This window comes from Mucilaginibacter sp. P25 (assembly GCF_050859465.1).
GTDB lineage: Bacteria > Bacteroidota > Bacteroidia > Sphingobacteriales > Sphingobacteriaceae > Mucilaginibacter > Mucilaginibacter gossypii.
This window is the reverse complement of the sequence record NZ_CP193937.1, coordinates 3,659,090-3,685,079: the sequence shown is the minus strand read 5'-3', so window position 1 is coordinate 3,685,079 and position 25,990 is coordinate 3,659,090. Positions and strand designations below refer to the sequence as shown.

Genomic DNA, 25,990 nt, shown 5'->3' with positions numbered 1-25,990 from the left:
GGATATGAATAAAAAACTCCCCGTATTATTACTCGTTTCGGTTTTTATAATTGCCACCTGCGGCCTTATTTATGAGTTGATAGCAGGTACACTGGCCAACTATCTTCTTGGTGATTCGGTTACCCAATTTTCAACCATTATTGGTGTTTATTTGTTCTCGATGGGTTTGGGCTCATGGATATCCAAATATTTTGATAAAAACCTGTTAGGCTGGTTTATCCGCATTGAAATATTGGTAGGCCTTGTAGGCGGTACGAGCTCGTCAATCCTTTTCCTGGTATTTGAAAGTGTAAGTTCATTCCGCATCATCCTGTATGGCCTTATCTCCATCACCGGGATATTGGTTGGCCTGGAAATCCCTCTGTTAATGCGGATTTTGAAAGACAGGTTTGAATTTAAGGACCTCGTATCAAAGGTTTTCACTTTCGATTATATTGGCGCGCTGATAGCATCACTGGTGTTCCCGTTGCTGCTTATCCCCTACCTGGGTATTGTCCGTACCGCCTATTTATTTGGCATGTTGAATGTACTGGTAGCGCTGATTACCTGCATCAACTTTAAACATGAAATTAAAGGGGCTAAATACCTGCAAAGCGCATCTATCATTAGCCTTGTGGCGTTATTAACCGGCTTTATATACGCCAACACCATCACTAATTTTTCCGAAAGTTTAACGTACAGCGACACCATTATATTTTCAAAAAGCACGCCATATCAGCGCATTATCATCACCAAAAAAGGGCGCGATCTGCGGCTATTTCTCAACGGCAACCTGCAATTCAGTTCGGTTGATGAATACCGGTATCATGAAGCATTGATCCACCCGGTATTGCAGGCATTGCCTGATGCTAAAAACGTGCTGGTAATGGGCGGAGGCGACGGACTGGCGGTACGCGAGATCCTGAAATATCCACAAATTCAAACCGTTACCCTTGTTGATTTGGATAAGGAAATGACCAAACTGTTCCGCACCAACGAAATGTTGTTGAAACTGAACAACCGCTCATTTCTTTCACCCAAGGTTACGGTTATTAATGCTGATGCTTTTTCATGGGCCCGCGAGCAACGTAAAGTTTATGATGCCATTATTATCGACTTTCCGGATCCATCAAATTACTCGGTAGGCAAGCTGTACACCAATACTTTTTATGCTATTGTTAAACACCTGCTTAAACCCGATGGCATTATGGTGGTGCAGTCTACATCACCATATATAGCTCCAAAATCATACTACACGGTTGAAAAAACACTGCAATCTGTTGGTTTGCATACAGTACCATACCACAACTATGTACCATCTTTTGGCGAATGGGGCTATATCATGGCCATGAGCAAACCTGTTTATAAGGTACCAGATCATTACCTGCCGGGCTTGCGCTTTATGTCGAAACAATGTCTTGAGCAAATGCTTTACTTCCCCAAGGATATGGCCCGGGTACCGGCGCAGGTAAACAAGCTAAACAACCAGATCTTAGTAAAATACTTTGAAGATGAGTGGTCGACTGTTTTATAACCGCTCATCTGGCGTAAAACCTTTAAGCCGCCGGTCATTCCTGTTGCAGGCTGGCCTGGTAACAGGCGCTATTTTTTTAACGGGTGCATCCGAAAAATAGGTGGTGGTAAACCGGCTTATGCACACATAAAAGGTAAACTTTCGGGGCCGAACGCAAAAGCGGGTCATGCACTGCGCGATAAGTTGCCTATGCCAATTCCATCCTCGCAGCAATCAGTTAAAACACTGATCATCGGCAGCGGCATCTCCGGGCTATCGGCCGCAAGATGGCTGCAGAAACAGGGAGAAACAGATTTTAAATTACTGGAACTGGAAGATCACACTGGTGGCAACGCATTCTTTGGCACAAATAGTGTTTCCTCTTACCCCTTAGGAGCTCATTACATTCCTATTGTAAATAATTACGATAAACCACTGGTAGACTTTTTACAGGAGAACGGCGTAATAACCCACTTCGACGAAAAAGGGCAGCCTTATTACAACGAGTTTTACCTCTGTTTCGACCCTGAAGAACGCCTGCTCATCAACGGCCACTGGCAGGAAGGCATAGTACCCGATTTTGGTGTTACCGATAATGACCGCAAACAGGTCATTCGCTTTTTCAACCTGATAACCCAACTCAAAAACGCCCGGGGCAACGATAGCAAATACGTTTTTGATATCCCGTTGGATAACAGCTCGGCCGATGATACTTACCGTAAGCTCGACAGGATAAGTTTTCATGATTACTTACAACAAAACGGCTTTAATTCTCCTTATTTATTGTGGTACCTAAACTATTGCTGCAAGGATGATTATGGTACACCGGCCTTGAATGTTAGTGCATGGGCCGGCCTTCATTATTTTTCGGCCAGGAAAGGAACAGCTGCCAATGCCGATCCCAATGCAGTAATTACCTGGCCCGAGGGTAATGGCTGGCTAATGAAAAGACTAAGGGAAACTGTTAAAGATCACGTGCAAACATCGCATTTAGCCTATGATATTCAACTGGATAAAAACGGTAAAGTAGCAGTAAAAGTCCTTGATCTGAAACAAAATACATCTGCTATTTTCCATGCAGATAAAGTGATCATGGCCTCGCCTCAATTTGTTAATCAAAAACTTCTTAAAAACATAGCACGACCTGGCTTTGATGCAAGTATGCTGCATTATTCGCCATGGCTCATCGCCAACCTTACCGTTAACGAAATCCCAACGGCTGCTAAAGGCATGGTGCTTTGCTGGGATAATGTGGCTTACAACACGGCATCAGTAGGTTATGTAAATGCCAACCAGCAGGACACAAAACTGGTTGAAGCAAAAAAGGTCATTACCTACTACCTACCGCTTTGCGATAAAGAGCCCAGATTAGCCCGTCTTGCAGCCTATACCCGTACGTATGAACAATGGCTGGATATAGTAATAAGTGAAATGGAACAGATGCACCCCGGTATAACGGAGCATATTGAACAGGCCGATATGTGGCTTTGGGGCCATGGCATGATAGCACCGTCGGTAAATTATATCTGGGGCAGTAACCGCCAACAAGCAAAGCAGGCTATCAATAATCAAATCTTTTTTGCGCATACCGATCTAAGCGGGATTTCCATTTTTGAAGAGGCCTTTCACCAGGGCATCCGGGCAGCACAGCAAGTTATTGAACATAACAATGGAGCAGCTTAAAACAGGTACCCAACCATGGGTAAAGAATAGCCTTACCGATGGGGTCTTCATCCTGTCGCCTCCATTTATTGCGCTGCTTACCGTAGCGCTTTTTCCGGCACAATTTAAAAACTCAGCGCTTATGCCGGTGCAGTATTGGGTTGTGCTGATTGTAATGATTGATGTAGCCCATGTTTACAGCACCCTTTACAGAACTTATTTTAATCCGCCCGAATTTAAAAAGCAGCCGCATATACTGATAGCTGTTCCCTTGTTTTGTTATATAGGTGGTGTGATGCTTTACCTGGCCGGCGGTATATTTTTTTGGCGGCTATTAGCTTACCTTGCCGTCTATCACTTTATCAGGCAACAGTATGGTTTTCTGCGCATTTACTCGCGCCGGGAAAATCAAACATCATTATTAAAGTATATTGACAATACAGCTATTTATATAGCTACCATATATCCCTTGCTATACTGGCATTTTGCAGGCTACAAAAAAAACTTCAACTGGTTTGTTAACGGGGATTTTGTTTTATTCCATTTTGATGGTTTACTTATAGCCGCCAAAGTCATCTACCTCCTTAGCATAGCGCTGTTTATCATTAAGGAAGTATGGCTTTACATTAAAAAACAACAGTTTAATTTACCCAAAAACATGGTGGTGCTTGGCACGTTCCTGTCGTGGTATTTCGGGATTGTATATTATAATGGCGATATGGCTTTCACCACGCTCAACGTGGTATCGCATGGCATTCCGTACATGGCATTAGTGTGGTTTTATGAGCAGAAAAAATTTACCGGTCAAAAAAACTACCAGACAGGGTTCATGAAACTTACTTTTAGCAAATACGGGGTACTTTCATTTATCGGCCTGCTTATTTTGTTTGCTTATGTAGAAGAAGGTCTTTGGGATGGCCTGATCTGGAAAGAGCACGTTTCGGTATTCAGGATCTTTGCAGGGTTACCATCCATTAACAGCGATATGATCCTCGCCTTAACCGTTCCGCTTTTAGCCTTGCCACAGTCAACCCATTATGTACTTGATGGTTTTATATGGCGTATGCGAAAGCAACAAGAAGCATAGCACCAACTGGGATTGGTAAAAGCGCCGCCAGCATTGGCGGCGCTTAATTTTCAAACTGTATCATTCACCTGGTAAACCACTGTATGAGCCTCCCACAATGCCGGAGTTTCCAACTTATCAATCAACCTTTCAAGTACCGCATCTGGTATGGCTGCTTCGCGGTTCCTGTTCTGCTTTAGTAATCCGACGTAGGGTACTTCCACATAAATAATCTTTACCGCGGCTTTGTAAGTGGCAAATAGTTCGATCAATTGTAAACGCATTTGCCGGGTAATATTGGTAGCATTCCAGATAAAGCCTTTTTGTTTCCTCAAAAACACACGGGCCTGTTCTTTGGCTTCCTGTATTACTATACCATTACCGCTTTTATCCGTAGGCGAAATACCTTTTGCTGCACGGATATCGTCGAGTGATATTACCGGCATATCAGGATAATTCTTTTGGATATAAGTATTTTTACCTGCTCCGGGCAAGCCACTCATCAATATCACTTCGTTAACGGGCTGTTCAAAAGGTACATAATCTGCATATCCATCTTCGTGCTGCATATAATATATCTTCGCTTCATCACTTGTAAATGCCCGGGCAACACCCCAGCAATTTTGCTCCCGACAAAAAGCTTCAAAGCAATCCACTTTGTACAACATTTCATCCTTGTCCTCACAGGTTCGGCCCAACATATCAGCACGGGCAAGCAAAGCAAGCCATTGCGTGTTAACCTCCATGCTTGCCATAATCAGGGACTTTACCGGGTCGCTTTTTTCGAATATCCAAAGTGGCAAACCATGATAACGCACCAACCCGGCTACCTGTTCACGTATAGCAAAAGGCGTTGGTATTTCCCTGTACAATATCTGCCGGGCTGTCATAGCTCCTTTACGGGCATGTCCGTTTGAAGTAATCCGTCCATCCGGCTCAATTACTGTCGTGCTATATTTTTCAACATCGTGCAGCAAAGCAGCTGCCCAAAGTATTTCCTGTTCCTGGGCTAACAGTTCCTTATAAATTTGCTCAGCAGTTAGTGCTTCAAGTACCATTTGGGTGTGGATGGCAACATTGCCTTCGGCATGGTATATGGCATCCTGCGGTACATCCTTCATCCGTTGTACCCAATCAAAACGGGTTTCGAGATATGTCCAGTCTTTATTTTTAGTAATGGCCCACATAGTTACCTCCTTCATTTTTTAATGGTGCACGTTTCCAGCTTCGTGTCCAGTGCTGGCTGGTTTTAACGTGCCCTTTCCTTACATATTTAAATACATTATACGCAAAATCATCTGCTGCATATCCATCCGCATTGCGGGATACTATGCCTTCGATAGTTGCAGGTTTTCCGTCCAACACATCATAAGGCTCAAAAGTCCCCCTGCTTTTGGTAAGAGCCAAAACATCATGCTCAAACTTTAACTGCTCAACAGGCAAATGAACAACGCCCAGTTCGGGAACGGTTGGCAAACCGATCATTGCGGCATAAAACTTTGTCTCCTCCCAGCTTAACCAACGGTTATGCTCGCGGATCCCGAACACATAAAAATGATGTTCGAGGTTCCGGTATTCGATAGAATGGACAGCGTAGAGATTTTCAAGGAAGATCTCCATATCACCCAGATCATTTTTGATCAACTGCCAAAACCTACGGATGCTCTCCGTCCAGGCAGAGACCGTTGGTGCTGCATGAGACCGTGCAAAAACGCCGTGCCGCGATAAGCAGTTATTCTCGCCATCCAGCTTTTCAGTATGGATAAGCGCGGGTATTTTTTGTATGTGTTGCCAATAGTCGTGCTGTATCCTGTCATCGCTGGTTGTACCCGGCGAAAACGGATAATGATACGTACGACCATATTTTTGTGATATAGCCATGTTGTAAAATTTTAATTAAAAGAAATAGAAATTCACCTCCTCCCCTGGGATGGGGAAGCTCATTAAACGTTTATGCTAATGAGATTACATGGCTCAAATTTTTGAGAGTTTTTGTTGTTACTGGTGCAAAGGTAAAAAACTACCTTATAATTAAAAACAAAAAAGCCTCCGGTTTACACCGAAGGCTAACAATAGTCGATTGTAATATATCAGAATTGGTTAGTCTTACGCCAGTATATTGTTGATCAGCTTTAACTCCTCATCACTAAATGATGTATTGGCTAAACAACCGATAGAATCTGTAACCTGCTCCGGCTTACTTGCACCGATCAACACCGAAGTGATGCGTTTATCTTTCAAGATCCACGATAAGGCCATCTGCGCCAGGTTTTGGCCCCTCTGCAATGCAATTTCGTTTAGCTTGGCTGCTTTGGCTATATTTTGTTCGGTTATGGCATCTTCGTCGATAGCGCCGTTACCACGATGGGCAGCTGCCCGCGATCCTTCCGGAATACCTTTCAGATATTTATTGGTTAATAACCCCTGTGCCAGCGGAGAGAATGGTATACAGCCTACACCTTTGTCTTCCAGCACATCAAGCAAGCCACCTTCAACCCACCTATCGAACATGGAATATTTAGGCTGATGAATGAGGCATGGTGTGCCCAGCTCTTTCAATACGGCAACTGCCTTTTCAGTTTCGGAAGCGCTGTAGCTTGAGATCCCAACATACAGGGCTTTACCCTGGCGTACTATCAGATCCAACGCGCCCATAGTTTCTTCGATGGGGGTTTCAGGGTCAGGACGGTGATGATAGAAAATATCTACATAATCAAGCCCCATACGTTTAAGGCTTTGATCTAAACTGGCTACCAAATATTTTTTGAGCCCCAGTCGCCATACGGGCCTTCCCACATACCCCATCCGGCTTTGCTTGAAATAATAAGTTCATCGCGGTAGTTTTTAAAATCATCTTTAAAAATACGGCCAAAACTTTCTTCGGCCGAGCCCGGCGGCGGGCCGTAGTTGTTGGCCAGGTCAAAATGGGTGATGCCTTTATCAAAGGCTAAACGTAAAATGTTACGAGCATTCTCCAGGCTATCGATACCGCCGAAATTGTGCCACAAGCCAAGCGATACCGCCGGCAACTTTAAACCGCTGTTACCACAACGGCGATATTCCATGCTTTGGTAACGGTTTGCATCAGGTAGATAAGTCATATCTTAAATAATTAGTAAAGTCCAAAGTTGGCTTATCTGCCACAAAAATCCATTGAACTGGGACAAGAAATAAAATTATTTACAGGCGCATATTTGTGGGTATCCCCCGCTCCGGGCTTATATTTGAGCCATGTTTCAAAATATCAATCATTACGCGGCGCGGTCGGTTAGTTTAACTACAGAAGAAACCGCGCTGTTTAATGAGATATTGGAATACCGGAAAATACCTAAAAAAACACGTTTACTTGCAGCCGGAGATATCTGCAATTTTGAAGCCTACGTAAACAAAGGCTGCATCCGCGAGTATATCATCGACGAAAACGGCGCCGAAGTAACCCTGCAATTTGCCATTGAAGACTGGTGGGTAAGCGACCTGGCCAGCTTTGAGGATCAAACCCCATGCAGTATGTACATCGAAACGTTAGAAGATTGCGAATTGCTCATCCTCACCCGCGCCTCAAAAGAACGCTTACTTAATGAAATACCCAAGCTTGAGCGCATGTTCAGGCTCATGCTGCAAAGGCATTTAACGGTAGTTCAAAAACGGCTGTTTAAAACCATAGCAACCACAGCCATGGAAAAATACATTGAATTTATTAACCGCTATCCCAGCATCCCGCAACGGGTGCCGCAGCATTATATAGCTTCATATTTAGGAATCTCGCCCGAGTTTTTAAGTAAATTGAGGACGAGGAGTTTGAAGAAGTAAGATATTCATTTGCCGTCTGATTTTTATACTAATTAATATAAGAGGCATCATTGAGGAACGAAGCAATCCCAAATAGGCAGGAAGAATCTGCTAATCGGGGATTGTTTAGTTCTTACCCTTGATATGTTTAAAAATGAGTGTCATGCGGAGTGTTTAAATCCGGGGCCTCTGAAGGATGTATGACATTAACGCTTATTGTCATCCTGAGTGTTTAAATCCGTGGCCTCTGAAGGTGAAATGACATAGATTTGCTGAACCGTGCAGTGTGGCCGACCGAGTTATAGTGCTTATTGCCTGTTGCTGAGTATGGTTCCGAAGCAAGAGTCTGAAGGTATGGTACGATCCCTTGTGTGGGTGATTTGTCCGATGGGTAGCCTGTCTTTTCTTTAAACTCCTTCGGGCACGGTTTAAAAAGCGTTATAAGTATGGAAAAGATGCATTTTCATGCGGCAGGTATAGATATTGGAGCCCGCAAGGTATTTGTGGGTCTTGAAGGCCAGCCGGTTCGTTCGTTTGAGACTTTCACCAGTGATCTGGTATCACTTAAGAACTATTTATTGGAGCATAAGGTAAGTACAGTGGCAATGGAAGCCACAGGAGTATACTGGTATGTACTTTACGATATTCTTTTAGATGGGGGATTGGATGTGTGGCTTGTTGACGGAAGACAGACCCGCCAGTTACCAGGCAGGAAAACAGATGTAAAAGATTGTCAGTGGATACAGCAATTGCATAGTTATGGCTTGCTGAACCGCTGTTATGTATCCGAAGGTCATATCAAAGAATTGCGTAGTTATCAGCGCCTTCGTGAAGATCATCTTCGGAGTGCGGCCATGCATGTGCAACACATGCAGAAGGCCCTGATAGAAATGAATATCCGTTTGCCGGAGGTATTAAGCCAGGTCCATGGAGTAAGCGGGATGGCGTTAATCGATGCGATACTGCAAGGCGAGCGAGATCCTGATAAGTTGTTTTCACTTTGCCATAAAAAGATCAGGGAGAATAAAGGGGAAGAGCTATTGAAAGCCCTGCAAGGTCATTATACAGCGCAAGGGCTTTTTTCATTAGGTCAGGCCTATAAGGCTTATGGTTTTTATCAAGGCCAGATAATGGAATGCGACAGCCAGATTGATAGTGTTTTACAACGGATCAACAGGGATAAGAACCTGCCGCCGGGAATAAGCGAAGGAAAACGCAAGGCGATCCGTCACAACAAACCTCATATCAACAACCTGGGAGATCATCTGTTAAAAATATTTGATGGTAAGGATGCAACTAAACTTCCGGGTATTACAGATTACAACTGGTTACAGTTATACACAGAGGTGGGTTCGGATCTTAGCCGATGGCCAAGTGAAAAACATTTCACAAGCTGGCTTGGTTTATCTCCCGGCCAGGACCGTTCAGGGAAAAAGAACAAAAGTAAAAGTAAGGGTAAACCGGCCGTTGGGCAAATATTCAAACAAATGGCCCATGGATTATTGAACAGCAAGTATATCGGCTGGGGTTCATTTGCAAGAAGATTAAGAGGCAGAAAAGGTCCGGCAATAGCTATTAAAGCAACGGCCAGAAAACTGGCCGCTCAATACTGGCGTTTAATTGTAAAAGGAGCCGACTTTGTGGAAAAAGGGCTGCAAGCCTATGAAAATATCATTAAGGAACAGAAACAAAGGCGATTAGAAAAACTCGCCTTTGAATTAAATAGGGAACTTGTACCTGCTTAAATTATTATGTCATGGGTAGGAACGAAGGATCTTCTTCGCCCTGCTTAGCGGCTCTGTATCTTGCAGAAGATTCTTCGCTACACTCAGAATGACAGGCGTTTTTTAAACTTGTCATGGGTAGCTTGTCGAAGCATGGTGGTTAGGGCATCTGCGCGCGACCCTTCGACAAGCTCAGGGTGACAGGCCATCCCGCCTAATGTCATACATCCTTCAGAGGACTCGGCTTTTACCTACTTGCAATGACGCTTTGGCTAACACTAACAGCTTTGCGGCTACAACGTACACACACCACTACTTAATTCCTATGAATATGCAAGCCGTTAAATTGCTTTTTACCATTTTCATAGGATGTGTTGCCCAGGGCAAAGCGCGGATATTTTTTGCTGTATTTTTTAAACACGCTGTCGGGCTGCTTTTCACCGTTTACAATCAGTTCTTCACCGTTAAATGAAAGCTCATGCAAAGCTTCCTCATTGGGAATAATATGATCAGCTACCAAATCACCTGTCATCTGTTTTAGCAGCCGTTGATCTTCGGCGGCGCGTTCCTGATCTTTTTTGGCCTGAATCTGATCTAAGTGCGCCTGTTCCTGGTCGTGTTTAGCTTGTACCCGATCTCGACTGGCCTGTTCCTGATCACGTTTGGCTTGCTCCTGATCGCGGGAAGCCTGCTCCTGATCGCGTTTGGCTTGTTGCTGGTCGCGCGAGGCATCTTCCTGTTCAACTTTTGCTTGTCGCTGATCTCGCTCTGCCTGTTCCTGATCGCGTTTAGCTTGTGCCTGATCTTTTTTTGCCTGGATCCTGTCTTTCCTGATCTGCTCGCGGATAGCCGCTATAACCGTACTATATTCGTTCCATTGGGTTGATGGGATAATCTCAGCGTCGACTGCCAGGGCCACCAGCTTGTTGTTCGCCAGCTCCATTTGGTAGGTTTTACCCTTCCAGTTAGTTTGGATGCGTTCGCGCCCCTTACCATCAAAAGTATCGTAATTGTTATAGGCGTTGAAGGCCGTTTTTTTCCCGGTTTCTGCGCATTTGCCGCAGTTGTTAACGCCGTTGCTGCTATCAGCAACAGGGCACTCCTTAAATAATTGGTTTTCATTTTTCTGTTGATTTAATAGTTTAAAACTTGGGCAATAGATTTCCCTTCCGCCCAAGGGAAGGGCAGTTTAAAAATTGATTGTTAACATAATTGATTATTACATAGTCCGGCCAATAAAGCAGGGTGCACCTCTGCTCTAACTACCAAATAAGAAATGTACCTGCTTAATTCTGAACGCTTACTTTGCTTTTTATAGGTTCTGTTTGGGGTTTACTTACCTGTGCCTGGTCACGGCGCGTCTGCTCCTGATCGCGCTTAGCTTGTACCTGGTCCCTTTCGGCCTGTTCCTGGTCAAGTTTAGCCTGCGCCTGATCCCGCATGGCTTGTTCCTGATCACGTTTGGCCTGCTCCTGGTCGCGACGAGCCTGGTCCTGATCTACTTTGGCATGTTCCTGATCCCGGCGGGCCTGTTCCTGCCCGCGGTTATATTCGGTTTTATCGGCCGAAACTTGCTGGCTTTCTTTTTCGGCCCGTTGTTTTGCGAGCTTCGCATCAGCTTCAAGCTGCTCCTGTGGAGAACGCGGCTCAGCATTAGCCATAATCACATTTTCATTTGCAGCAACAGGCTTTTGAGCTACCGCAATGTTTCTGTACTTTGGGTGTTTTGGTTTATCGACAGATTTAACGGGTGCAACCGGCTGTACACCTGCAGATGGTGTGATATGCCGCTCCTGTTTATACACATAAGTTTTATCATTACCGGGATTATTAACTTCCCGGATCTGTGCGATGGTCGCCGTAGCTATTATTGCCGAAAGGATAACAACACCGCTTATCAAAAATGCTTTATCACCCTGGCTTACCGTTTTGTTTTTATTACCAAGGATGCGGCTTACCCTTTGCAACAGCTGGTTCTTTTTACCGGGGAACGCAACCGCATAATTTGCTCCGTAAAGCGAATGTTCTTTAAAGCTGATCAATGCCTGTATAAAATCGCGTTTGTTTTTTGTTTGGGCGAGGGCGATATCATCGCAGCAGTTTTCCCGCTCATCCCGAAGCAGGGACGAGATCCACAATAAGCCGGGATTAAAGAAAAATACGGTTTCGGCAATGGTTTGTAAAAAGTTAACGAAATAATCATGCCTGCGGATATGGGCCAGTTCATGCAGCAACACCGCTTCAACCTGTTCGGGCGGCAGCCCTGCCAATAAACCCGCCGGGATCAGGATTACCGGTTTCAGGTGCCCGATAACCATGGGTATTTTCACATAACCCGATTCAAGCAGCCGAATAGCCCGCTTCAATTGCAGTTTTTCGCAAAGCAGCTCAACCCTGTTTTTCCAATACCCGACAGGTTCGGATACCTGCCTGTGTTTGGCGGTATGGATAAATATGAGCCCGCGCATCATCCTTACAGAGCGGAACAGGAAAAACACAAACCACAGCAGCACAACCATTGGTGCATTGACGGTAAAATAACCGATACAGGTATTGGCAAAATTCCGGATCCCATCAGCATTAAGGTTTAATAGCTGCGATGCACGATTACCTATAGCATTACCAAACGCCGCAGTTACAGGTTGCCTGTTCCATTCCCAAACAAAAGTGAACAGACAGCTCCCTATAAACAGTAAAAACAGTACAAGCACCAGGTTGTACCTTACTGCCGCGCTTGCTTTTTTGGTCAGGAACATCACCACCGCACTCATAACCGACAACAACAGCCCCTGCCACAGCGAATGGATCAGCATCCAGCTAAAAGCCTGTATCAGGCTGTGGGAAATGGTGTTGGTGTTAAGGAGCAGGTACATATCTGTAAAGTTTAATTATTGATCGTCCATGTTTTTGAGCAGCTCTTTTATTTTTCTGAGTTCTTCGGCCGATGTTTTGTCGTTGCCCAACAGGGCTACAATCAAATCGCTCGGCGAACCATTATACATCGAATCAACAAAACGGCCAAGCATATTACCTTTCACCCTGCTTTCCTCAACCGCGGCGCTGTAAACGTGCTTCATATTGGTTTCATCGCGATTAAGCATCCCCTTCTCTTTCATTACCTGCATCAGCTTAAGGGTGCTTGTATAAATTACCGCTTCCTTTTGCTCGTTAAGCTTATCATGCACAAACCTCACTGTCGACGGGCCATGGTGCCACAACACCTGCAAAACGTCCATTTCTGTTTTGGTTGGCGTTAAATCAGCAGTAATATCCTTTTTAAACAAACTCATAAACCAAAGGTATGTATTAAAAACGTACGTTACAATAGCTAAGTTATTTTTCTTGAAAAAAATTCCTCTAAAACAAAACAACCACCCTAATATTAAGGTGGTTGCAAATTATAAATATAAGATCAGTTGTTTAAAAACTCTTGGCGAAGGTTAATCCAACCCTTCCGTCCTGGTAAGTTGGCAACAATAAAGAGTTGTTGTTTTTCCCTTTCTCATTTCCCCCACGGAATACGCCATTACGGATAAGCGGGTACAGGTAATAAGCCGCTTTGGTTGACAGGATACCAAAACCAGCTCCTGCTATGATGTCGCTAAACCAATGCTTGTTGTTATATACACGCAAAATAGCAGTGGTAGTTGCAAACGCATAGCCCACACCACCGTATATGGGCGACCGGTCGCCATATTCCTGGGCCATAAACTCGGCAGAAACAAAAGCGTTACCGGTATGGCCTGAAGGGAACGAAAACTTATCTGAGCCATCGGGCCGCTCACGGTGGGTAACACGTTTTAAGCCAAAAGTGGTACCGGCAAATATGGCTTCAGAAAGCACGAGCAGCATAGTACGGTCTATAAATGTATTTTTACCATGAACACCAGCCAGGTTAAGCGCATAAACGGACACTATAGGCGCGTATTGCATGTAATTATCAACCTTGGTATGGAAGCCGGGATGATCCTTGTTCATATCATTCCGTACGCGATAATCAATATTACGTATAAATCCCACTTTAAACGATAACAGGCCATAAGTGATAAAAGCCGCGGGCGGTATGTATGACGGAAACCTACTTTGAAGATGCTTAACCGTATCGGGCAATGTCAGGATATTCCTGGCCGAATCTTTCTGCAAAGAATCCCTTTTTACAGCATCTTTTTGTAATGTATCCTTAACCTGGGCATATGATGACAGCGAGAACGAAGCTGCCAATAGCATCGAAATAAAATAAAACCTGAACTTTTGCAAAGAAATCCCCCTTATTAAGCGCTGATAGCAGCAATTATACAATTTAATTCTGTAGAATTTCTGAAGCGCGTAAACAATAAATTAACACGCTGTTAACGTAAATTAAGTTAAATATGTTGTACGTGATTTAAAATTGATTGAAAGGCCATGCCCGCATTTTAATTGTTCTTTTTACAATAAATAAAATTACCTATGTTTGATCTATACTCCTTATAAACCACCAAACTACCTGAATGAAGATCATCAAACTTGTCCCCTGCCTTTTATTATTTATCAGCGGCCGCATTTTTGCCCAGGACCAGGCCAATATCACCATCAGCCTAAATAATAAAATTGGCGATATGTACCCCTTTTGGGCATGGTTTGGCCACGATGAGCCTAACTATACCTACATGAAGGATGGCCGTAAACTTTTGTCGGAGTTGGCCACTTTGAGCCCGGTACCGGTACGCATGCGTGTGCACAACCTGCTTACCACAGGCGATGGCACAGCCGCGTTAAAGTGGGGATCAACCAATGCCTATACTGAGGATGCCAGCGGCAAACCTATTTATAACTGGCACCTGGTTGACAGCATATTCGACACTTACATTAAACTGGGCATGAAACCTTATGCCCAGATAGGTTTTATGCCCGAGGCCTTGTCAACCCACCCCAAACCTTATCGCCATTATTGGAAACCCGGCGATAACTATGATGATGTTTACACAGGATGGGCGTACCCTCCCAAAGATTATAATAAATGGGAAGAGCTTATTTATCAATGGGTAAAGCATTGTGTACAGCGCTACGGCCAAACCGAGGTTGAAAGCTGGTACTGGGAAGTGTGGAACGAACCAAACATAGGCTACTGGAAAGGTACTATGAAAGAGTTCTTTAAACTGTATGATTATGCTGCCCATGGCGTAAAACGTGCCCTGCCTACCGCGCACGTGGGCGGACCAGAAGTTGCAGGTGGCTCAAGTCCCGGCGGGATGAAGTTTTTGAACGCATTCATTAAACATTGCATTGCCGACACCAACTATGCAACAGGCAAAATAGGTTCGCCTATTGATGTGATCTCTTTCCATGCCAAAGGGCAGCCTACGCTGATCAATGGCCGGGTGCGTATGAACATGGCCCCGCAGATCCGCGATATCAGAGAAGGCTTTAAAATTGTAGCATCATATCCCGAAACTAAAAACACCCCGATAGTGATAGGCGAATCGGACCCGGAAGGTTGCGCGGCCTGCGGTATGGCTACCAATCCCTCAAATGCTTACCGCAATGGCACCATGTATTCGAGCTATACAGCAGCTTCCATAGCCCGCGAATACCAACTGGCCGACTCATTAGGTATAAATTTTATGGGCTCCGTATCATGGTCGTTCGAGTTTGAAAACCAGCCCTGGTTTTATGGCTTCCGCGATTTGGCTACAAACGGAGTTGATAAGCCGGTACTTAACGTTTTCCGGATGCTGGGCATGATGAAAGGCAAACGCCTGAAAGTAACCGGCGACCAGATGTATTCGCTTAAAACCGTAGCTGATTCAAGCATCAGGGGAAATAATACAGATATTGGTGCTTTGGCAGCCGCAGATAAAAAAGAAATGACCGTATTGCTGTGGAACTACCATGATGATGACCTGCACGATGCAGGGAAAACCGTAAAGATCAAGATAGGACACCTGCCACCCACCTTTGTAAAACTAACTCAATACCGCATAGATGATGAGCATAGCAATGCCTACGAAGTGTGGAAAAAGATGGGTTCACCGCAAAAACCTACAGCTACGCAAATTAAGGAACTTGAAAAAGCAGAGCAATTACAACAGTTTGGCAAACAGGTTACGCTACAAGCTAAATCAGGGCTGGCAGGTGCCACTGTATTGTTACCAAGGCAAGGGGTGGCTCTTTTAAAGTTTAGCTGGTAAGCAAACAGCATCTATCAAACTATAAAATTGTTCCAGCCTGCCTAACCGTAATACTTTTGATAAAGTATCGAGCGTATAGGTGGGTGGTTTATCGGTAAAATCGCCAATCCTCTACTTTTTTATAATAAGGTCTTCCCTGGCCGCCCACATACCAATATCCTGTTTAGTGAGCGCGGCGGCCATCAGATCAGGAAATTTATCGGGTGTGCAGGCAAAAACGGGCACACCCATATCGGCCAGGAACTGTGCATTGCCATGATCATACGATGGTGAGCCGTCATCGCTTAAAGCAAGCAATACTACCAACTGCACACCTGCCGCAACCAGTTCTATCACACGACGGCGCATTTCGGCAACGTTACCTCCTTCGTAAAGATCGGTAATGAGCACCAATACGGTATCCGTAGGCCGGGTAACTATTTGCTGGCAATAGGTTAAAGCTGCATTGATATCCGTGCCACCACCTAATTGCACGCCGAATAATAACTCAACCGGGTCGGTCAATTCTTCAGTTAAATCGGCAACGGCGGTATCAAAAACCACCATTTTAGTTTTTACAGCTGGGATAGAAGCCATAACGCTTCCAAAAATCCCCGAATAAACCACTGATGATCCCATCGATCCGCTTTGGTCAAGACACAGGATCACATCTTTTAATGATGAGCGCTTACGACCGTAACCAATCCTCGTTTCGGGAATAATAGTTTGATATTCGGGTTGATAATGCTTAAGATTTTTAAGAATAGTTGCCCCCCAGTTTATTTCATTATGCCGCGGCCTTGTATTGCGGACACTACGATTTAAACTACCGGTTATGGCCTGGCGCGTGGGCTCGGCTAACTTTTTTACCAGTTGGTCAACAACTTTACGTACTACCTGCCTGGCGGTATCTTTTGTTTTGTCGGGAATAACGCGGCTCAATGTCATCAAAGTTGCTACCAGGTGAACATCCGGCTCTACATTTTCCAACATCTCCTTTTCAAACAGCATTTGGGTCAGGTTCAAGCGCTTTAATGCATCCTGCTGCATTACCTGTACTACGCTTGATGGGAAAAAGGTACGGATATCCCCCAGCCAACGGCTTACATTCGGTGATGATGCACCGAGGCCTCCGGTTCTATCGCTGTCATACAAAGCTTCAAGTGTGCGGTCAACCTTAAGGTCGGCATCATCAAGGCTAAATCCGGTGCCTTCATTTTGATTACCGCCCAGTATTAACCGCCATTTGCGCAGGTGCTCCGGTTCAATTTCCATTTGTGTCGTTAATATTTATGGTTAAACCCAATAATTGCATTATAACCGGCAAACCTTGCTTAGCTCTTTCGGCATCAAAATTAGCGCTGATATTTGTATGCTGATGCCCCGTCCCACCGCCGGATCTGGCCTTTTCGCCAAGCTTTCTCCTTTCAGGATTGGTAAAATTGGCAAAGGTGCGGCGCAGTAAAGGCAGCACTTGCATAAAGACCTCATCGGCAAGGCTGGCTACCCAATTGTCGATCACCTGCCAAAGGTCCTGATCAAGCAACAATAAAGTACCGCTGCCTTTCAAAAAGCCTTCGAGCCAGGCTGCGGCGATGACCGGAGCCGTGGCCGATGACATAGCAAAACTGAAATACTGCATCAGTTGATCGCCCTCCAATTTGCGGGCGTCATGCAGTAAACGGGTACTATATCCTCCTATAACCGGCGAGGTGTTTTTATTAGCTGCTATAGTCAACAGCGTTTGCTGCCACATGCTAATTATGCCCATATCCTGCAATAGGTTAATGCCATCGTTCAGTTTAAAAAACAGTTCCAGCAGCTTTTGAGAGGCATCTTCATCAATAGCGATACAGGCATTGGGCAAACTGATACAAACGCGGGTAATAATGCTATTGATAATGCTGATCACCAATTCGGCATCTGTTTTGCGTACATTGCCGTACCTTGCCACGGTTATCAGGCCGGGCACTACTTCCATCATTTCGATAACGTCTGCAGAGGCTGCAGCCAGATTATTAAGCTGACTGATCAGCGCTTCAATGGCTCCCGGCAATTCTGCCGGAATCGTTTTTTCAAGCAGATCGCCTATAACTTTCAGTTCCCTTGCTTCTTTTGCCTGGTTGAGGACGCTATTCGCGGCCGCTTCAGCTACGGTATTGCCCAAATTGCCGCGTTCAATAATCTCCACCGAATAGCCGGGGTCCCATTGCAGGCGCCATTGCTCTTTAAAAGTACCCTTACCGCTGGTGTATTGCTGCCTGCCCCAATTAATGTCCAGTAATTGCAGGCGGTGCAGGAAGATACTCCGCTCCAGGTCGGTATCTTTCCTCAGGTCGAGTGTATAATCTTTGTAATCAGCTGTTGCGGGCAGCCTTAATTTCTTTTGTTGTTTTTCGATATCGAGTTGCAACGGCGGTTTCGGAATCTCAACCGGCACCTCGCCTATCTGGTGGCCAACTATTAATCTCGTCATGTACCAGTTTTAGCAAAATGCTCTCGCCGTTACAAAGCACGCTCAGCGTGGCCTCATTCAGTTCCTCTAACCCTACTTTGGGCAAACCCCGCAGTGAAGCGAGCGCACCGGCCAACCTTACCGCTTCAATAATATGGGCAACGGAGGTATCCATCTGCTGCTTACGGAAAAGTTGTGCCACCTCGGCCATCCACAAGGTACCATCATCATGCGGATGGTTCCAGATATGGTTGTACCACCCCGGCGAATTGATACCAGCACCGTAACCGCTACGGAAGCTTAAACGGTTAAAAGTCCAGGGAATCCAGGTACACTCTGTTTTTACCTTTGGCAGCCCTTTCAGTATTTCATTATCATCTTTTTGCGATGATTTCCATTGCAAGGCAGGCGCATGCCAGGCACCACAGATTACCGCTATGGTATGAAACATCTCCTTTTCGGCCTGGCGGATAGTACGGCGCATGTATGCTTCGCGCATCTGTTCAAGCTTTTTATCCTTTTTAGGAAAACTCTCGCGGAGCGCCTGCATAGCTTCAGATACCGCATCAAAAACCTCATCGTTATTATTGCGGTACTCAAACGTATGCTCCCACCATTTTTCATCGTCGGCAAAGCTGGCGGCATCTGCCAGGTAACTTATCGGACTTTTATAGAGTTGCTCAAGGCTTTGTCCCTCGCTATTGATCTGATCTGTATCCGGCTCTTGTTGTTGTTCAACAACCTTTTGCTCCTTTTCAACAAGCATCTGGTTACCGGCAGGGAGATCCATAAAACGCACGTGGATATTTTGCCTGCGGGCATAAACAATTGCCTGCCATTCGGGCGAGAAATCGGCAAAGGGATAAAATACCGAGCGTTGCGGGTCATCCGGCTGATAGCAAAGCAGCGCTACTGGTGGTTTCAAACCTTCGTTGCTTACCCATTGCAGCATGGCATCAGCTTCCGGCGGCCCCTCAACCAAAACAATATCGGGCCTAACCGTTTCCAGAAAAGCTTTCACGTTACGCGCCGAACCCGGCCCGTGGTGCCTTATGCCTAAAATATGTACTGCCATTGGCTTAAGGTTTTTTGATTACAGATCGCGGCAGGCACGGTAAATGTCGGCCCAATCGGTACGTGGTTTTACTACAGTTTCCAGGTATTCCTGCCAAACCAGTTTATCCTGCACCGGGTCTTTAATTACCGAACCGATAATGCCCGCGGCAAGATCTGCTGCCTTCAATTGTCCATCGCCAAAATAAGCAGCCATTGATAAACCGCTGTTGACAACGGAGATAGCTTCGGCAGTACTTAAGGTACCTGACGGCACTTTGATCTTGGTTTTGCCATCAAGCGTAACGCCTGCACGAAGTTCACGGAAGATGGTCACTATCCGGCGGATCTCCTGCAATGCCGGCGGTTCGGCCGGCAGTTCCATTACTTTTTCAAAGCTTTCAACCCGGCGGCGTACGATGTCTATCTCCTCTTCCACCGAATCAGGCAAGGGAAGGATGACGGTATTGAAACGGCGCTTTAACGCGCTTGATAATTCATTTACACCTTTATCACGATTATTGGCTGTGGCTATGATATTAAAACCTTTAACGGCCTGCACTTCGATATTAAGCTCAGGCACGGGCAGCATTTTTTCAGAAAGAATGGTGATCAGTGTATCCTGCACATCGGCGCCGATACGGGTAAGCTCTTCTAAACGAACTATCTTGCCTTCTTTCATCCCGCGCATTACTGGCGTTTCTACCAACGCATCCGGCGATGGGCCCTGTGCTATCAGACGGGCATAGTTCCAGCCGTAGCGAATAGCCTCTTCACTGGTACCAGCTGTTCCCTGGATAATCATGGTTGAATCGCCACTTACAGCCGCTGCCAAATGCTCACTCACCCAGCTTTTTGCTGTACCGGGCAAACCGTATAATAACAGGGCACGATCTGTTGTGAGCGTAGCTACAGCAATCTCCATTAAGCGGCGGTTGCCAATATATTTTGGCGAAACCTCAAAGCCATTCTTCAGCTTTCCGCCAACCAGGTAGGTTACTACCGATTGAGGAGAAAGTACCCAGTTGGCCGGACGCTTATCACCGTCCTGCTTTTTCAATTCTTCCAGTTCGTGTGCAAATAATTGCTCTGCATGCTGACGTAATATCTGTGACATGTTAAAGTTTTTATGCGTTAAAGGCTTTAAGCGTTTGCTGTTTTAAGTCGAGTAAATTAATTAAGTGATTGCGGGTTTTGTCCCAGGTTGGCTGGAGGTTAACCTGCTGTGATGTTATGTTTTCGACATGTTTCAAAGCCCCGACAGGGACCAGGCTGATATACCGGGTAAAAAAACCACGATTATATTCGTAAGGCCAGTTAGCCATTTTAAGCAGGGCTGCAACCGCAAACTCGGTGCCCCATTCATCACTAATGCGGATGGCATGTGCGATTGTATTTTGCGGATCGTTGCTCAAGGCTTTCAGCAGGTATTTTTCCTGTTCCCTGCCGCTTAGCATTTCAACAAAATCCGGGTAGAACATATTTTGCCCGAGAAAAAACGGCACCCAATTCTTTTGCCCAAACTTTGCTACCGCATTGGCCAAAGCCGGTACCATAGCAGGTGCATATTTTTCAAAATATTCAACTATCTGAATGGGCGTTGCTTCAAACTGATCTTCCCAAAACGCAGGCGGCACGCTGCTGATGAGCTGATAAACAACATAGTTTTCGTCAGTTACCGTACTTTTAGGCCCCGATAATTTTTCGATGCCCGATTTGTAGATGCTTTCGTCAACTACGGCGGGAAGTTTTATTTGGATGGAAGTTTTGGTAGTTAAACCTAATAAGGCCTTTTCTTTTTTTAGCGATACAGATTCACGTAGCAACTGCTGATACTGTTTAACAACCGACGAACCAGAAATACTTTTGAGCAGGGCCAAAGCTTCATCTTTAACCTTTTGCCCTTTTTCGTTGAGCAAGCCCTCCAACCATGGCAGGTCATTAGCATTACTATTCACTTTCATGGCTTTAAGCAATTCCAATTTACCGGCTGCATTCTCCTGCTCCCACGTTTGCTGCAGCCATTCTAAAGCTTTGGCGGGCTCACTCAGCCTTAAGCTTTTCAATATTTCTGAACGCTGGGCTGGCGTACCCATTTGCCATAGTTCCTCATCGGCTATAGTAGTAAACCAGTTCCACATAAGGTTCATTTTGCTAAGCCAAACTCCCCTGTTACCACTGCATTCAATAACAACTTTGCGCAATGCCATCTCCTTTTGTGCTTTTTCAAATACGACCGGCAATACATCAGGCAATAGTAATTGCCCTGATTTACAGCATTGCATTAACCACAATTGTAGTAATTGATCGTTCTCCTCGCCCAATATGGCGTTCAAAACCCCGGCGGCTTCGGGTGAACAGTACGGTCTTGTTTCTGCAGGCGCTTTATTAGCCGGCAGATCATTTTTTTGAAAGGGTACAAAACCCGATTGCCTGTAATTGTAGATCACAGCAGCTTTTTGCAGGTAGCGTTCTTCTTTATCTAAGCCTGCTGAGGCCTCTATCACATTAGCGATCAGGGCTACTTCTTCCGGCAAATCAGCAATAGCAGGTGTAGGTTTATCAGTACCCAGCATTGCGGTGTTTATGATACTTTCCCAGGCCTTCATCAGATACTTTTGTAATTATTTTGATGCCAAACGCCAATCGGGCGATATTCATTTTCTCTACCGATGACGGCCATGTTTACCGGGTCGCCTCCGCTTATGGCAATCAGTTGCCAGATGTTGGTATAACTTGCTGATATTTTACAGAGGCAGCCTTCGCTATCCTGTAGCCACCATTGCTTTTGGTAAAAAACCGGTGTTAGCGATGCTATAACAAGGGGCATTTCGCTGCGAAATGGCAAACGACTGTTTAGTATGGTTTCATAACCGGCAACTTGCTGCCAGCCTGCAAATGTTTTTATGTTAACGTTATCGATTGGCCTTATGATATTATAATCCTTAACGATAGCACGATACGGCAGGGCCGACGGGAAATACACCAGGGTAGCATCCAGGTATATTCCCGGCGAAAAGTTAAGCGGCGGGAATTGCCCTTTAACCGTAAATTGCAGCACCAGCGCATACCTGTTGGTTTTTAAACCGTAAAGCCAGTTTTGCTCAATGGTTAGTTGCTGCTCATCGCGGCTTTCCTTTCCAATAACAAGCCAGGTATCACTTACACCTGTTTGCGCCCGCAGCTCTTCCTGGTTGGTGGTGAAACCTATGACAGCGCGTAAATCCTGCTGCAAATCCGGGTCAATATTTTGAATGTTATTGTACCCCTCTGCAACTAAATATAATTGGAGTAATTTATCTATGAAGCCACTTTGCCAGCCTTCGTTCCAAAAGTTGGTAGCACCAAGGTTCCTCACCATACCAGCCAATCCCGATGCCTGGGCATCAACCATACGGCGGGCCATGTTATCCCAGTAAGCCGGCGTTTTTTCGGGGATGGTTAAAATTCCGCCGCGTACAATATCCTTGATCCAAACCATTAGTTCGGCTATCCCTGCACTTACTTTTTCTTCACGTGCCTGTACACGTTTAGCCTGAGCGCTTTCATCTACAGGTTTTTCGTCCGCCTTTTCAACTTTTTTTCTTCTTTTTCGGCTCGTTTGTTTATCCAATCGCTTACCCAGGCAGGCATTGTTGATTTGGCAAATAAGCCTGGTTGCCTCGCACATAAAAGCATTAAGCCTAAGCCATGCTTACATGGAAATTTACGACTGGGGCATGAACATTTAAAGGCGATAGCTCCAAGATCAACCTGAGTTTGGTAAGGTTTGCTGCCGCTACCCTGGCATTCGCCCCAAAGGGCTTCTTCACTAATACCTTTACTTCCCCATTTGGCCGGGTTAGCCAAATCACGACCTGCTTTTTTTGAAGCTTCATCAGGTGCGAGAGCGTATATCTGATCTTCTGTTAGCTGCAAAACTTGTGATGTTTAGTAAAAAAACGGGTTAGGTTTCTCGTTCCTAAAATCAGGATAAAATAATTAGCTGTCAACCCGAAAATAAACAAAAACCCTCCTCCGGTAATAACCGAAAGAGGGCCAGTCAACCTAACATAACCTGGGTAACCCGGGTGTTTGTTAGTTCATATTAGTTAATCGTTACATTAAGTGCGAAATTATAAAGCAAACCCGTAGGCTAAACGCAGGCCAACCATACCAAAATAATCCTGATTAGCACCCGAAAAGTTTTCATAGCGTACACTTACATCCCAGGTTTTATTGGCCCAGCCTATACCAGGCGAAAGATCAAGTCTGTGCGGGCCCCAGCCTTCTTCCAGTTTTTCGTAAGCGATACCTGCTTCGCCGGCAACATATACACTTGGTACAAAAAACTCTTTGAAACCAAATTTAATCGGAATTTCGCCATAGCTTGGATAGCGTTTACCCGTAGCAGGATTTTCTTTCTGAAAAAATGATACCCGCCCATAGTATAAGTAAGCGCAAAACTATTGCTTATACCATATTGTAAACGGGCTGTACCACCTAAGGTAAAAGTAGTGCCAATTTTTGCTACACCTGTAGGCAAGCCGGTTTCAATTCCTAAACCTAAACGGAACGCATTTGCAGGAGTGGTTTGCGCTTTTACCGTATTTGAAAAAAACAGTGTTCCTGTCACAAGGGCCGCTGCTGTTAGCTTTGATAGTAATTTCATGTAGTAATATGTTTGTGTACATAATGATTACTACCATTTTAGCAAAGGCGTTGCCTCGGGTTGCAGTTTTTTTATAACGGTAAGATATCTACCTGCAAAACACTACTCTTTTATATAATGCACCCCGAGAACACCATCGGCGAAAGTTGTGCTTTTTTCCAGTTTAAGTTTTATTTCCGCATTAGGAAACAACGGAACACCGGCGCCAAGCACTATCGGGTTTATAAACAGCCAAAATTCATCAATCAATCCTTCCTGCATCAAATAACGGGCAAGGCCGGGGCTGCCGAACATGATGATCTCGCTGCCTTCCTGTTTTTTGAGGTCTGAAATCCGCGCCTTTACATCGTCACTGATAAATTTAATCTTATCGGTATTTTGCCCGGCAGCATTTTCAGACACTACATACTTAAGTGTATTATTATACCATGTAGCGTGTTCAATATCATGTTTTGAGGGGTTTGGCCCATCGGCTGCTGTTGGCCAGTAGGCATCCATCATTTCAAAAGTTCTACGACCATACAGGGCGGTGTCAGCTACCTGTGTGCGGGCGTTGGCATACTCAAACAGCTCATTGCTCACTTTGATCCAGTCCATAGCGCCATCAGTGCGGGCAACCATACCGTCGAGTGAAATGTGCATAAACAATACTAAATTTCTCATAATATCAGTGGTTATATTTTTTATATCAAAATTAAACTGGTGCTCGTTCGTATGCAGGGGGCTAAAGCGACTTTTGAAGGGTGTAAATATGACTATAGTAAAAAGGCCATGCTCCCGCACGGCCTTCTGTTATCAATTATAAATTACTTTACAACGTAGCCATATCAATTACAAACCTGTAACGCACATCGCCTTTTTCCATACGGTCATAAGCAGTGTGAATATCCTTGATATCAATCATTTCAATATCCGAAACAATGTTATTTTCGGCACAGAAATCAAGCATCTCCTGGGTTTCTTTGATACCGCCAATACCCGAACCGGCTAAACTTTTACGGCCACCCAATAAACTGAACGCAGCAATCTCAGCCGGTTTAGGGGGAACACCTACGCAGATATGAACACCATCGGTACGTAATAACGATAGGTACATGTTAAAGTCATGCTCGGCCGATACGGTATCCAAAATAAAATCGAAGGAGTTTTTAGCTGCTTCAACCTGTTTTGGATCGGTAGTTACCACAAAGTGGTGAGCACCTAATTTTTTAGCGTCTTCTTCTTTCTTGGGAGATGTACTTAATACCGTAACATCGGCACCAAAGGCAACACCAAATTTAACCGCCATATGGCCTAAACCACCTAAGCCAAGCACGGCAAGCTTATGGCCTTTGCCTACTTTCCAGTGCCTTAGCGGCGAGTAGGTTGTGATGCCGGCGCATAATAGCGGGGCAACGGCGGCCAGATCAACCCCTTCCTTAAGGTGCAGCACAAAATCCTCATTAACAACAATGGTGTTTGAGTAACCACCATAAGTAGGTGTTTTATGATCCTGTTCAAGGCCATTATAAGTTTGCGAGTTGCCATTGAGGCAATATTGCTCAAGGTCGCGTTTACAGTTTTCGCATGTACGACATGAGTCAACCAAACAGCCGGTGGCGGCAAGGTCGCCAACTTTAAAACCTTTTACATGCTCGCCAACTTTAACTACGCGGCCAACAATTTCATGTCCGGGCACCATAGGAAAAATGCCGGGGAACCAGTCGTTTTTGATCTGGTGCAAATCGGAGTGGCAAACGCCGCAGTACAAAATATCAAACTGTACGTCATGAGCACCAACTTCGCGCCTCTCAAAAGTCCAGGGGGCAAGCGGTGTATTTTCATCTTGCGCAGCATACGCTTTAGTTTCAATCATAGTAGTAAACGTTAAGTAGTGTGAATGATGATTTATTGAGTTTGGAGAGGATCTCCTCTACAAATGTACAATGATAATTTTATAAATATCGGCC

Annotated in this window: 22 protein-coding genes and 1 pseudogene; 6 read left to right on the top strand and 17 right to left on the bottom strand. The window is 45.1% G+C overall.

Annotation, left to right across the window (positions count from 1 at the left end):
- Window positions 1-4: 4 nt before the first annotated feature.
- The 3 genes from ACRQ5D_RS18640 (at window position 5) to ACRQ5D_RS18630 (ending at window position 4,241) form a co-directional block, all read left to right on the top strand.
- Window positions 5-1,513, top strand: a complete 1,509-nt coding sequence (locus ACRQ5D_RS18640) for a polyamine aminopropyltransferase (protein ID WP_432326189.1) — start codon at window positions 5-7, stop codon at window positions 1,511-1,513.
- 189 nt (window positions 1,514-1,702) lie between these two features.
- Window positions 1,703-3,175 carry an FAD-dependent oxidoreductase gene (locus ACRQ5D_RS18635; protein ID WP_431200165.1) on the top strand — a complete coding sequence of 491 codons (1,473 nt, stop codon included), beginning with the start codon at window positions 1,703-1,705 and terminating at the stop codon, window positions 3,173-3,175.
- Window positions 3,162-4,241, top strand: a complete 1,080-nt coding sequence (locus tag ACRQ5D_RS18630; protein ID WP_091171012.1) for a hypothetical protein — start codon at window positions 3,162-3,164, stop codon at window positions 4,239-4,241. The genes ACRQ5D_RS18635 and ACRQ5D_RS18630 overlap by 14 nt, the downstream gene beginning before the upstream one ends.
- A gap of 50 nt (window positions 4,242-4,291) precedes the next feature.
- Here the strand turns inward: ACRQ5D_RS18630 and ACRQ5D_RS18625 are convergent, their stop codons facing one another.
- The 3 genes and pseudogenes from ACRQ5D_RS18625 to mgrA all read right to left on the bottom strand — a co-directional run bounded on the left by ACRQ5D_RS18625 (window position 4,292) and on the right by mgrA (window position 7,321).
- The gene (locus tag ACRQ5D_RS18625) at window positions 4,292-5,422 is read right to left on the bottom strand and encodes an AAA family ATPase (RefSeq protein WP_256337485.1); all 1,131 of its coding nucleotides are present in this window, start codon (window positions 5,420-5,422) and stop codon (window positions 4,292-4,294) included.
- Complete coding sequence (locus tag ACRQ5D_RS18620) at window positions 5,391-6,101, bottom strand: RNA ligase family protein (RefSeq protein ID WP_091171006.1); 711 nt, start codon at window positions 6,099-6,101, stop codon at window positions 5,391-5,393. Before ACRQ5D_RS18620 ends, ACRQ5D_RS18625 begins: the two co-directional genes overlap by 32 nt.
- Window positions 6,102-6,326: 225 nt before the next feature.
- Window positions 6,327-7,321: pseudogene (gene mgrA / locus ACRQ5D_RS18615) on the bottom strand (L-glyceraldehyde 3-phosphate reductase).
- Window positions 7,322-7,451: 130 nt separating this feature from the next.
- Between mgrA and ACRQ5D_RS18610 the strand changes: the two are divergent.
- Complete coding sequence (locus ACRQ5D_RS18610) at window positions 7,452-8,030, top strand: Crp/Fnr family transcriptional regulator (RefSeq protein WP_091171000.1); 579 nt, start codon at window positions 7,452-7,454, stop codon at window positions 8,028-8,030.
- Window positions 8,031-8,455: 425 nt separating this feature from the next.
- Window positions 8,456-9,754 carry an IS110 family transposase gene (locus ACRQ5D_RS18605; RefSeq protein WP_431199432.1) on the top strand — a complete coding sequence of 433 codons (1,299 nt, stop codon included), beginning with the start codon at window positions 8,456-8,458 and terminating at the stop codon, window positions 9,752-9,754.
- A 295-nt stretch (window positions 9,755-10,049) separates the two neighbouring features.
- Here the strand turns inward: ACRQ5D_RS18605 and ACRQ5D_RS18600 are convergent, their stop codons facing one another.
- The 4 genes from ACRQ5D_RS18600 to ACRQ5D_RS18585 form a co-directional block, all read right to left on the bottom strand.
- Window positions 10,050-10,910, bottom strand: coding sequence for a hypothetical protein (locus ACRQ5D_RS18600; RefSeq protein WP_432326186.1), 861 nt, complete (start codon window positions 10,908-10,910; stop codon window positions 10,050-10,052).
- Between the two features lie 109 nt (window positions 10,911-11,019).
- Window positions 11,020-12,606 carry a M56 family metallopeptidase gene (locus tag ACRQ5D_RS18595; RefSeq protein WP_091163329.1) on the bottom strand — a complete coding sequence of 529 codons (1,587 nt, stop codon included), beginning with the start codon at window positions 12,604-12,606 and terminating at the stop codon, window positions 11,020-11,022.
- Between the two features lie 15 nt (window positions 12,607-12,621).
- Complete coding sequence (locus tag ACRQ5D_RS18590; protein WP_091163328.1) at window positions 12,622-13,023, bottom strand: BlaI/MecI/CopY family transcriptional regulator; 402 nt, start codon at window positions 13,021-13,023, stop codon at window positions 12,622-12,624.
- Window positions 13,024-13,153: 130 nt separating this feature from the next.
- Window positions 13,154-13,960 (bottom strand): phosphatase PAP2 family protein, encoded by an 807-nt coding sequence (locus tag ACRQ5D_RS18585; RefSeq protein WP_091163327.1) that lies wholly within the window; start codon window positions 13,958-13,960, stop codon window positions 13,154-13,156.
- A gap of 263 nt (window positions 13,961-14,223) precedes the next feature.
- On the opposite strand from ACRQ5D_RS18585, the gene ACRQ5D_RS18580 reads away from it, so the two are divergent.
- Entirely contained in the window at window positions 14,224-15,903 is a 1,680-nt protein-coding gene (locus ACRQ5D_RS18580; protein WP_431200162.1) for a GH39 family glycosyl hydrolase, read from the top strand.
- 111 nt (window positions 15,904-16,014) lie between these two features.
- On the opposite strand, the gene ACRQ5D_RS18575 is transcribed toward ACRQ5D_RS18580, so the two are convergent.
- The 10 genes from ACRQ5D_RS18575 to ACRQ5D_RS18530 form a co-directional block, all read right to left on the bottom strand.
- Window positions 16,015-17,157, bottom strand: a complete 1,143-nt coding sequence (locus ACRQ5D_RS18575; protein WP_091163325.1) for a VWA domain-containing protein — start codon at window positions 17,155-17,157, stop codon at window positions 16,015-16,017.
- Window positions 17,147-18,358, bottom strand: coding sequence for a DUF5682 family protein (locus ACRQ5D_RS18570; protein ID WP_432326183.1), 1,212 nt, complete (start codon window positions 18,356-18,358; stop codon window positions 17,147-17,149). The genes ACRQ5D_RS18575 and ACRQ5D_RS18570 overlap by 11 nt, the downstream gene beginning before the upstream one ends.
- The gene (locus ACRQ5D_RS18565; RefSeq protein ID WP_432326181.1) at window positions 18,312-19,412 is read right to left on the bottom strand and encodes a DUF5682 family protein; all 1,101 of its coding nucleotides are present in this window, start codon (window positions 19,410-19,412) and stop codon (window positions 18,312-18,314) included. The genes ACRQ5D_RS18570 and ACRQ5D_RS18565 overlap by 47 nt, the downstream gene beginning before the upstream one ends.
- A gap of 18 nt (window positions 19,413-19,430) precedes the next feature.
- Window positions 19,431-20,507 (bottom strand): ATP-binding protein, encoded by a 1,077-nt coding sequence (locus tag ACRQ5D_RS18560; RefSeq protein WP_091163323.1) that lies wholly within the window; start codon window positions 20,505-20,507, stop codon window positions 19,431-19,433.
- Between the two features lie 10 nt (window positions 20,508-20,517).
- Entirely contained in the window at window positions 20,518-21,999 is a 1,482-nt protein-coding gene (locus tag ACRQ5D_RS18555; RefSeq protein ID WP_091163322.1) for a DUF5691 domain-containing protein, read from the bottom strand.
- Window positions 21,999-23,003, bottom strand: a complete 1,005-nt coding sequence (locus ACRQ5D_RS18550) for an SWIM zinc finger family protein (protein WP_432326179.1) — start codon at window positions 23,001-23,003, stop codon at window positions 21,999-22,001. Before ACRQ5D_RS18550 ends, ACRQ5D_RS18555 begins: the two co-directional genes overlap by 1 nt.
- Window positions 22,940-23,308, bottom strand: a complete 369-nt coding sequence (locus ACRQ5D_RS18545) for an SWIM zinc finger family protein (protein WP_432326177.1) — start codon at window positions 23,306-23,308, stop codon at window positions 22,940-22,942. Before ACRQ5D_RS18545 ends, ACRQ5D_RS18550 begins: the two co-directional genes overlap by 64 nt.
- A gap of 310 nt (window positions 23,309-23,618) precedes the next feature.
- A complete protein-coding gene (locus tag ACRQ5D_RS18540) occupies window positions 23,619-24,041 on the bottom strand; it encodes a hypothetical protein (protein ID WP_432326175.1) in 423 nt (140 codons plus the stop codon).
- Between the two features lie 102 nt (window positions 24,042-24,143).
- Window positions 24,144-24,704 (bottom strand): dihydrofolate reductase family protein, encoded by a 561-nt coding sequence (locus ACRQ5D_RS18535; RefSeq protein ID WP_091163540.1) that lies wholly within the window; start codon window positions 24,702-24,704, stop codon window positions 24,144-24,146.
- A 148-nt stretch (window positions 24,705-24,852) separates the two neighbouring features.
- Window positions 24,853-25,896 (bottom strand): NAD(P)-dependent alcohol dehydrogenase, encoded by a 1,044-nt coding sequence (locus ACRQ5D_RS18530; protein ID WP_091163319.1) that lies wholly within the window; start codon window positions 25,894-25,896, stop codon window positions 24,853-24,855.
- Window positions 25,897-25,990: the final 94 nt, after the last annotated feature.

Bases quoted from the DNA above. Each gene is read 5' to 3' on its own strand.
- ACRQ5D_RS18560 (WP_091163323.1), bottom strand. From the start codon at position 20,507: ATGTCACAGATATTACGTCAGCATGCAGAGCAATTATTTGCACACGAA.
- ACRQ5D_RS18575 (WP_091163325.1), bottom strand. From the start codon at position 17,157: ATGGAAATTGAACCGGAGCACCTGCGCAAATGGCGGTTAATACTGGGC.
- ACRQ5D_RS18540 (WP_432326175.1), bottom strand. From the start codon at position 24,041: ATGAAATTACTATCAAAGCTAACAGCAGCGGCCCTTGTGACAGGAACA.
- ACRQ5D_RS18590 (WP_091163328.1), bottom strand. From the start codon at position 13,023: ATGAGTTTGTTTAAAAAGGATATTACTGCTGATTTAACGCCAACCAAA.
- ACRQ5D_RS18620 (WP_091171006.1), bottom strand. From the start codon at position 6,101: ATGGCTATATCACAAAAATATGGTCGTACGTATCATTATCCGTTTTCG.
- ACRQ5D_RS18530 (WP_091163319.1), bottom strand. From the start codon at position 25,896: ATGATTGAAACTAAAGCGTATGCTGCGCAAGATGAAAATACACCGCTT.
- ACRQ5D_RS18635 (WP_431200165.1), top strand. From the start codon at position 1,703: ATGCCAATTCCATCCTCGCAGCAATCAGTTAAAACACTGATCATCGGC.
- ACRQ5D_RS18630 (WP_091171012.1), top strand. From the start codon at position 3,162: ATGGAGCAGCTTAAAACAGGTACCCAACCATGGGTAAAGAATAGCCTT.
- ACRQ5D_RS18585 (WP_091163327.1), bottom strand. From the start codon at position 13,960: ATGCTATTGGCAGCTTCGTTCTCGCTGTCATCATATGCCCAGGTTAAG.
- ACRQ5D_RS18565 (WP_432326181.1), bottom strand. From the start codon at position 19,412: ATGGCAGTACATATTTTAGGCATAAGGCACCACGGGCCGGGTTCGGCG.
- ACRQ5D_RS18625 (WP_256337485.1), bottom strand. From the start codon at position 5,422: ATGAAGGAGGTAACTATGTGGGCCATTACTAAAAATAAAGACTGGACA.
- ACRQ5D_RS18610 (WP_091171000.1), top strand. From the start codon at position 7,452: ATGTTTCAAAATATCAATCATTACGCGGCGCGGTCGGTTAGTTTAACT.
- ACRQ5D_RS18605 (WP_431199432.1), top strand. From the start codon at position 8,456: ATGGAAAAGATGCATTTTCATGCGGCAGGTATAGATATTGGAGCCCGC.
- ACRQ5D_RS18640 (WP_432326189.1), top strand. From the start codon at position 5: ATGAATAAAAAACTCCCCGTATTATTACTCGTTTCGGTTTTTATAATT.
- ACRQ5D_RS18555 (WP_091163322.1), bottom strand. From the start codon at position 21,999: ATGAAGGCCTGGGAAAGTATCATAAACACCGCAATGCTGGGTACTGAT.
- ACRQ5D_RS18595 (WP_091163329.1), bottom strand. From the start codon at position 12,606: ATGTACCTGCTCCTTAACACCAACACCATTTCCCACAGCCTGATACAG.
- ACRQ5D_RS18535 (WP_091163540.1), bottom strand. From the start codon at position 24,704: ATGAGAAATTTAGTATTGTTTATGCACATTTCACTCGACGGTATGGTT.
- ACRQ5D_RS18570 (WP_432326183.1), bottom strand. From the start codon at position 18,358: ATGACGAGATTAATAGTTGGCCACCAGATAGGCGAGGTGCCGGTTGAG.
- ACRQ5D_RS18580 (WP_431200162.1), top strand. From the start codon at position 14,224: ATGAAGATCATCAAACTTGTCCCCTGCCTTTTATTATTTATCAGCGGC.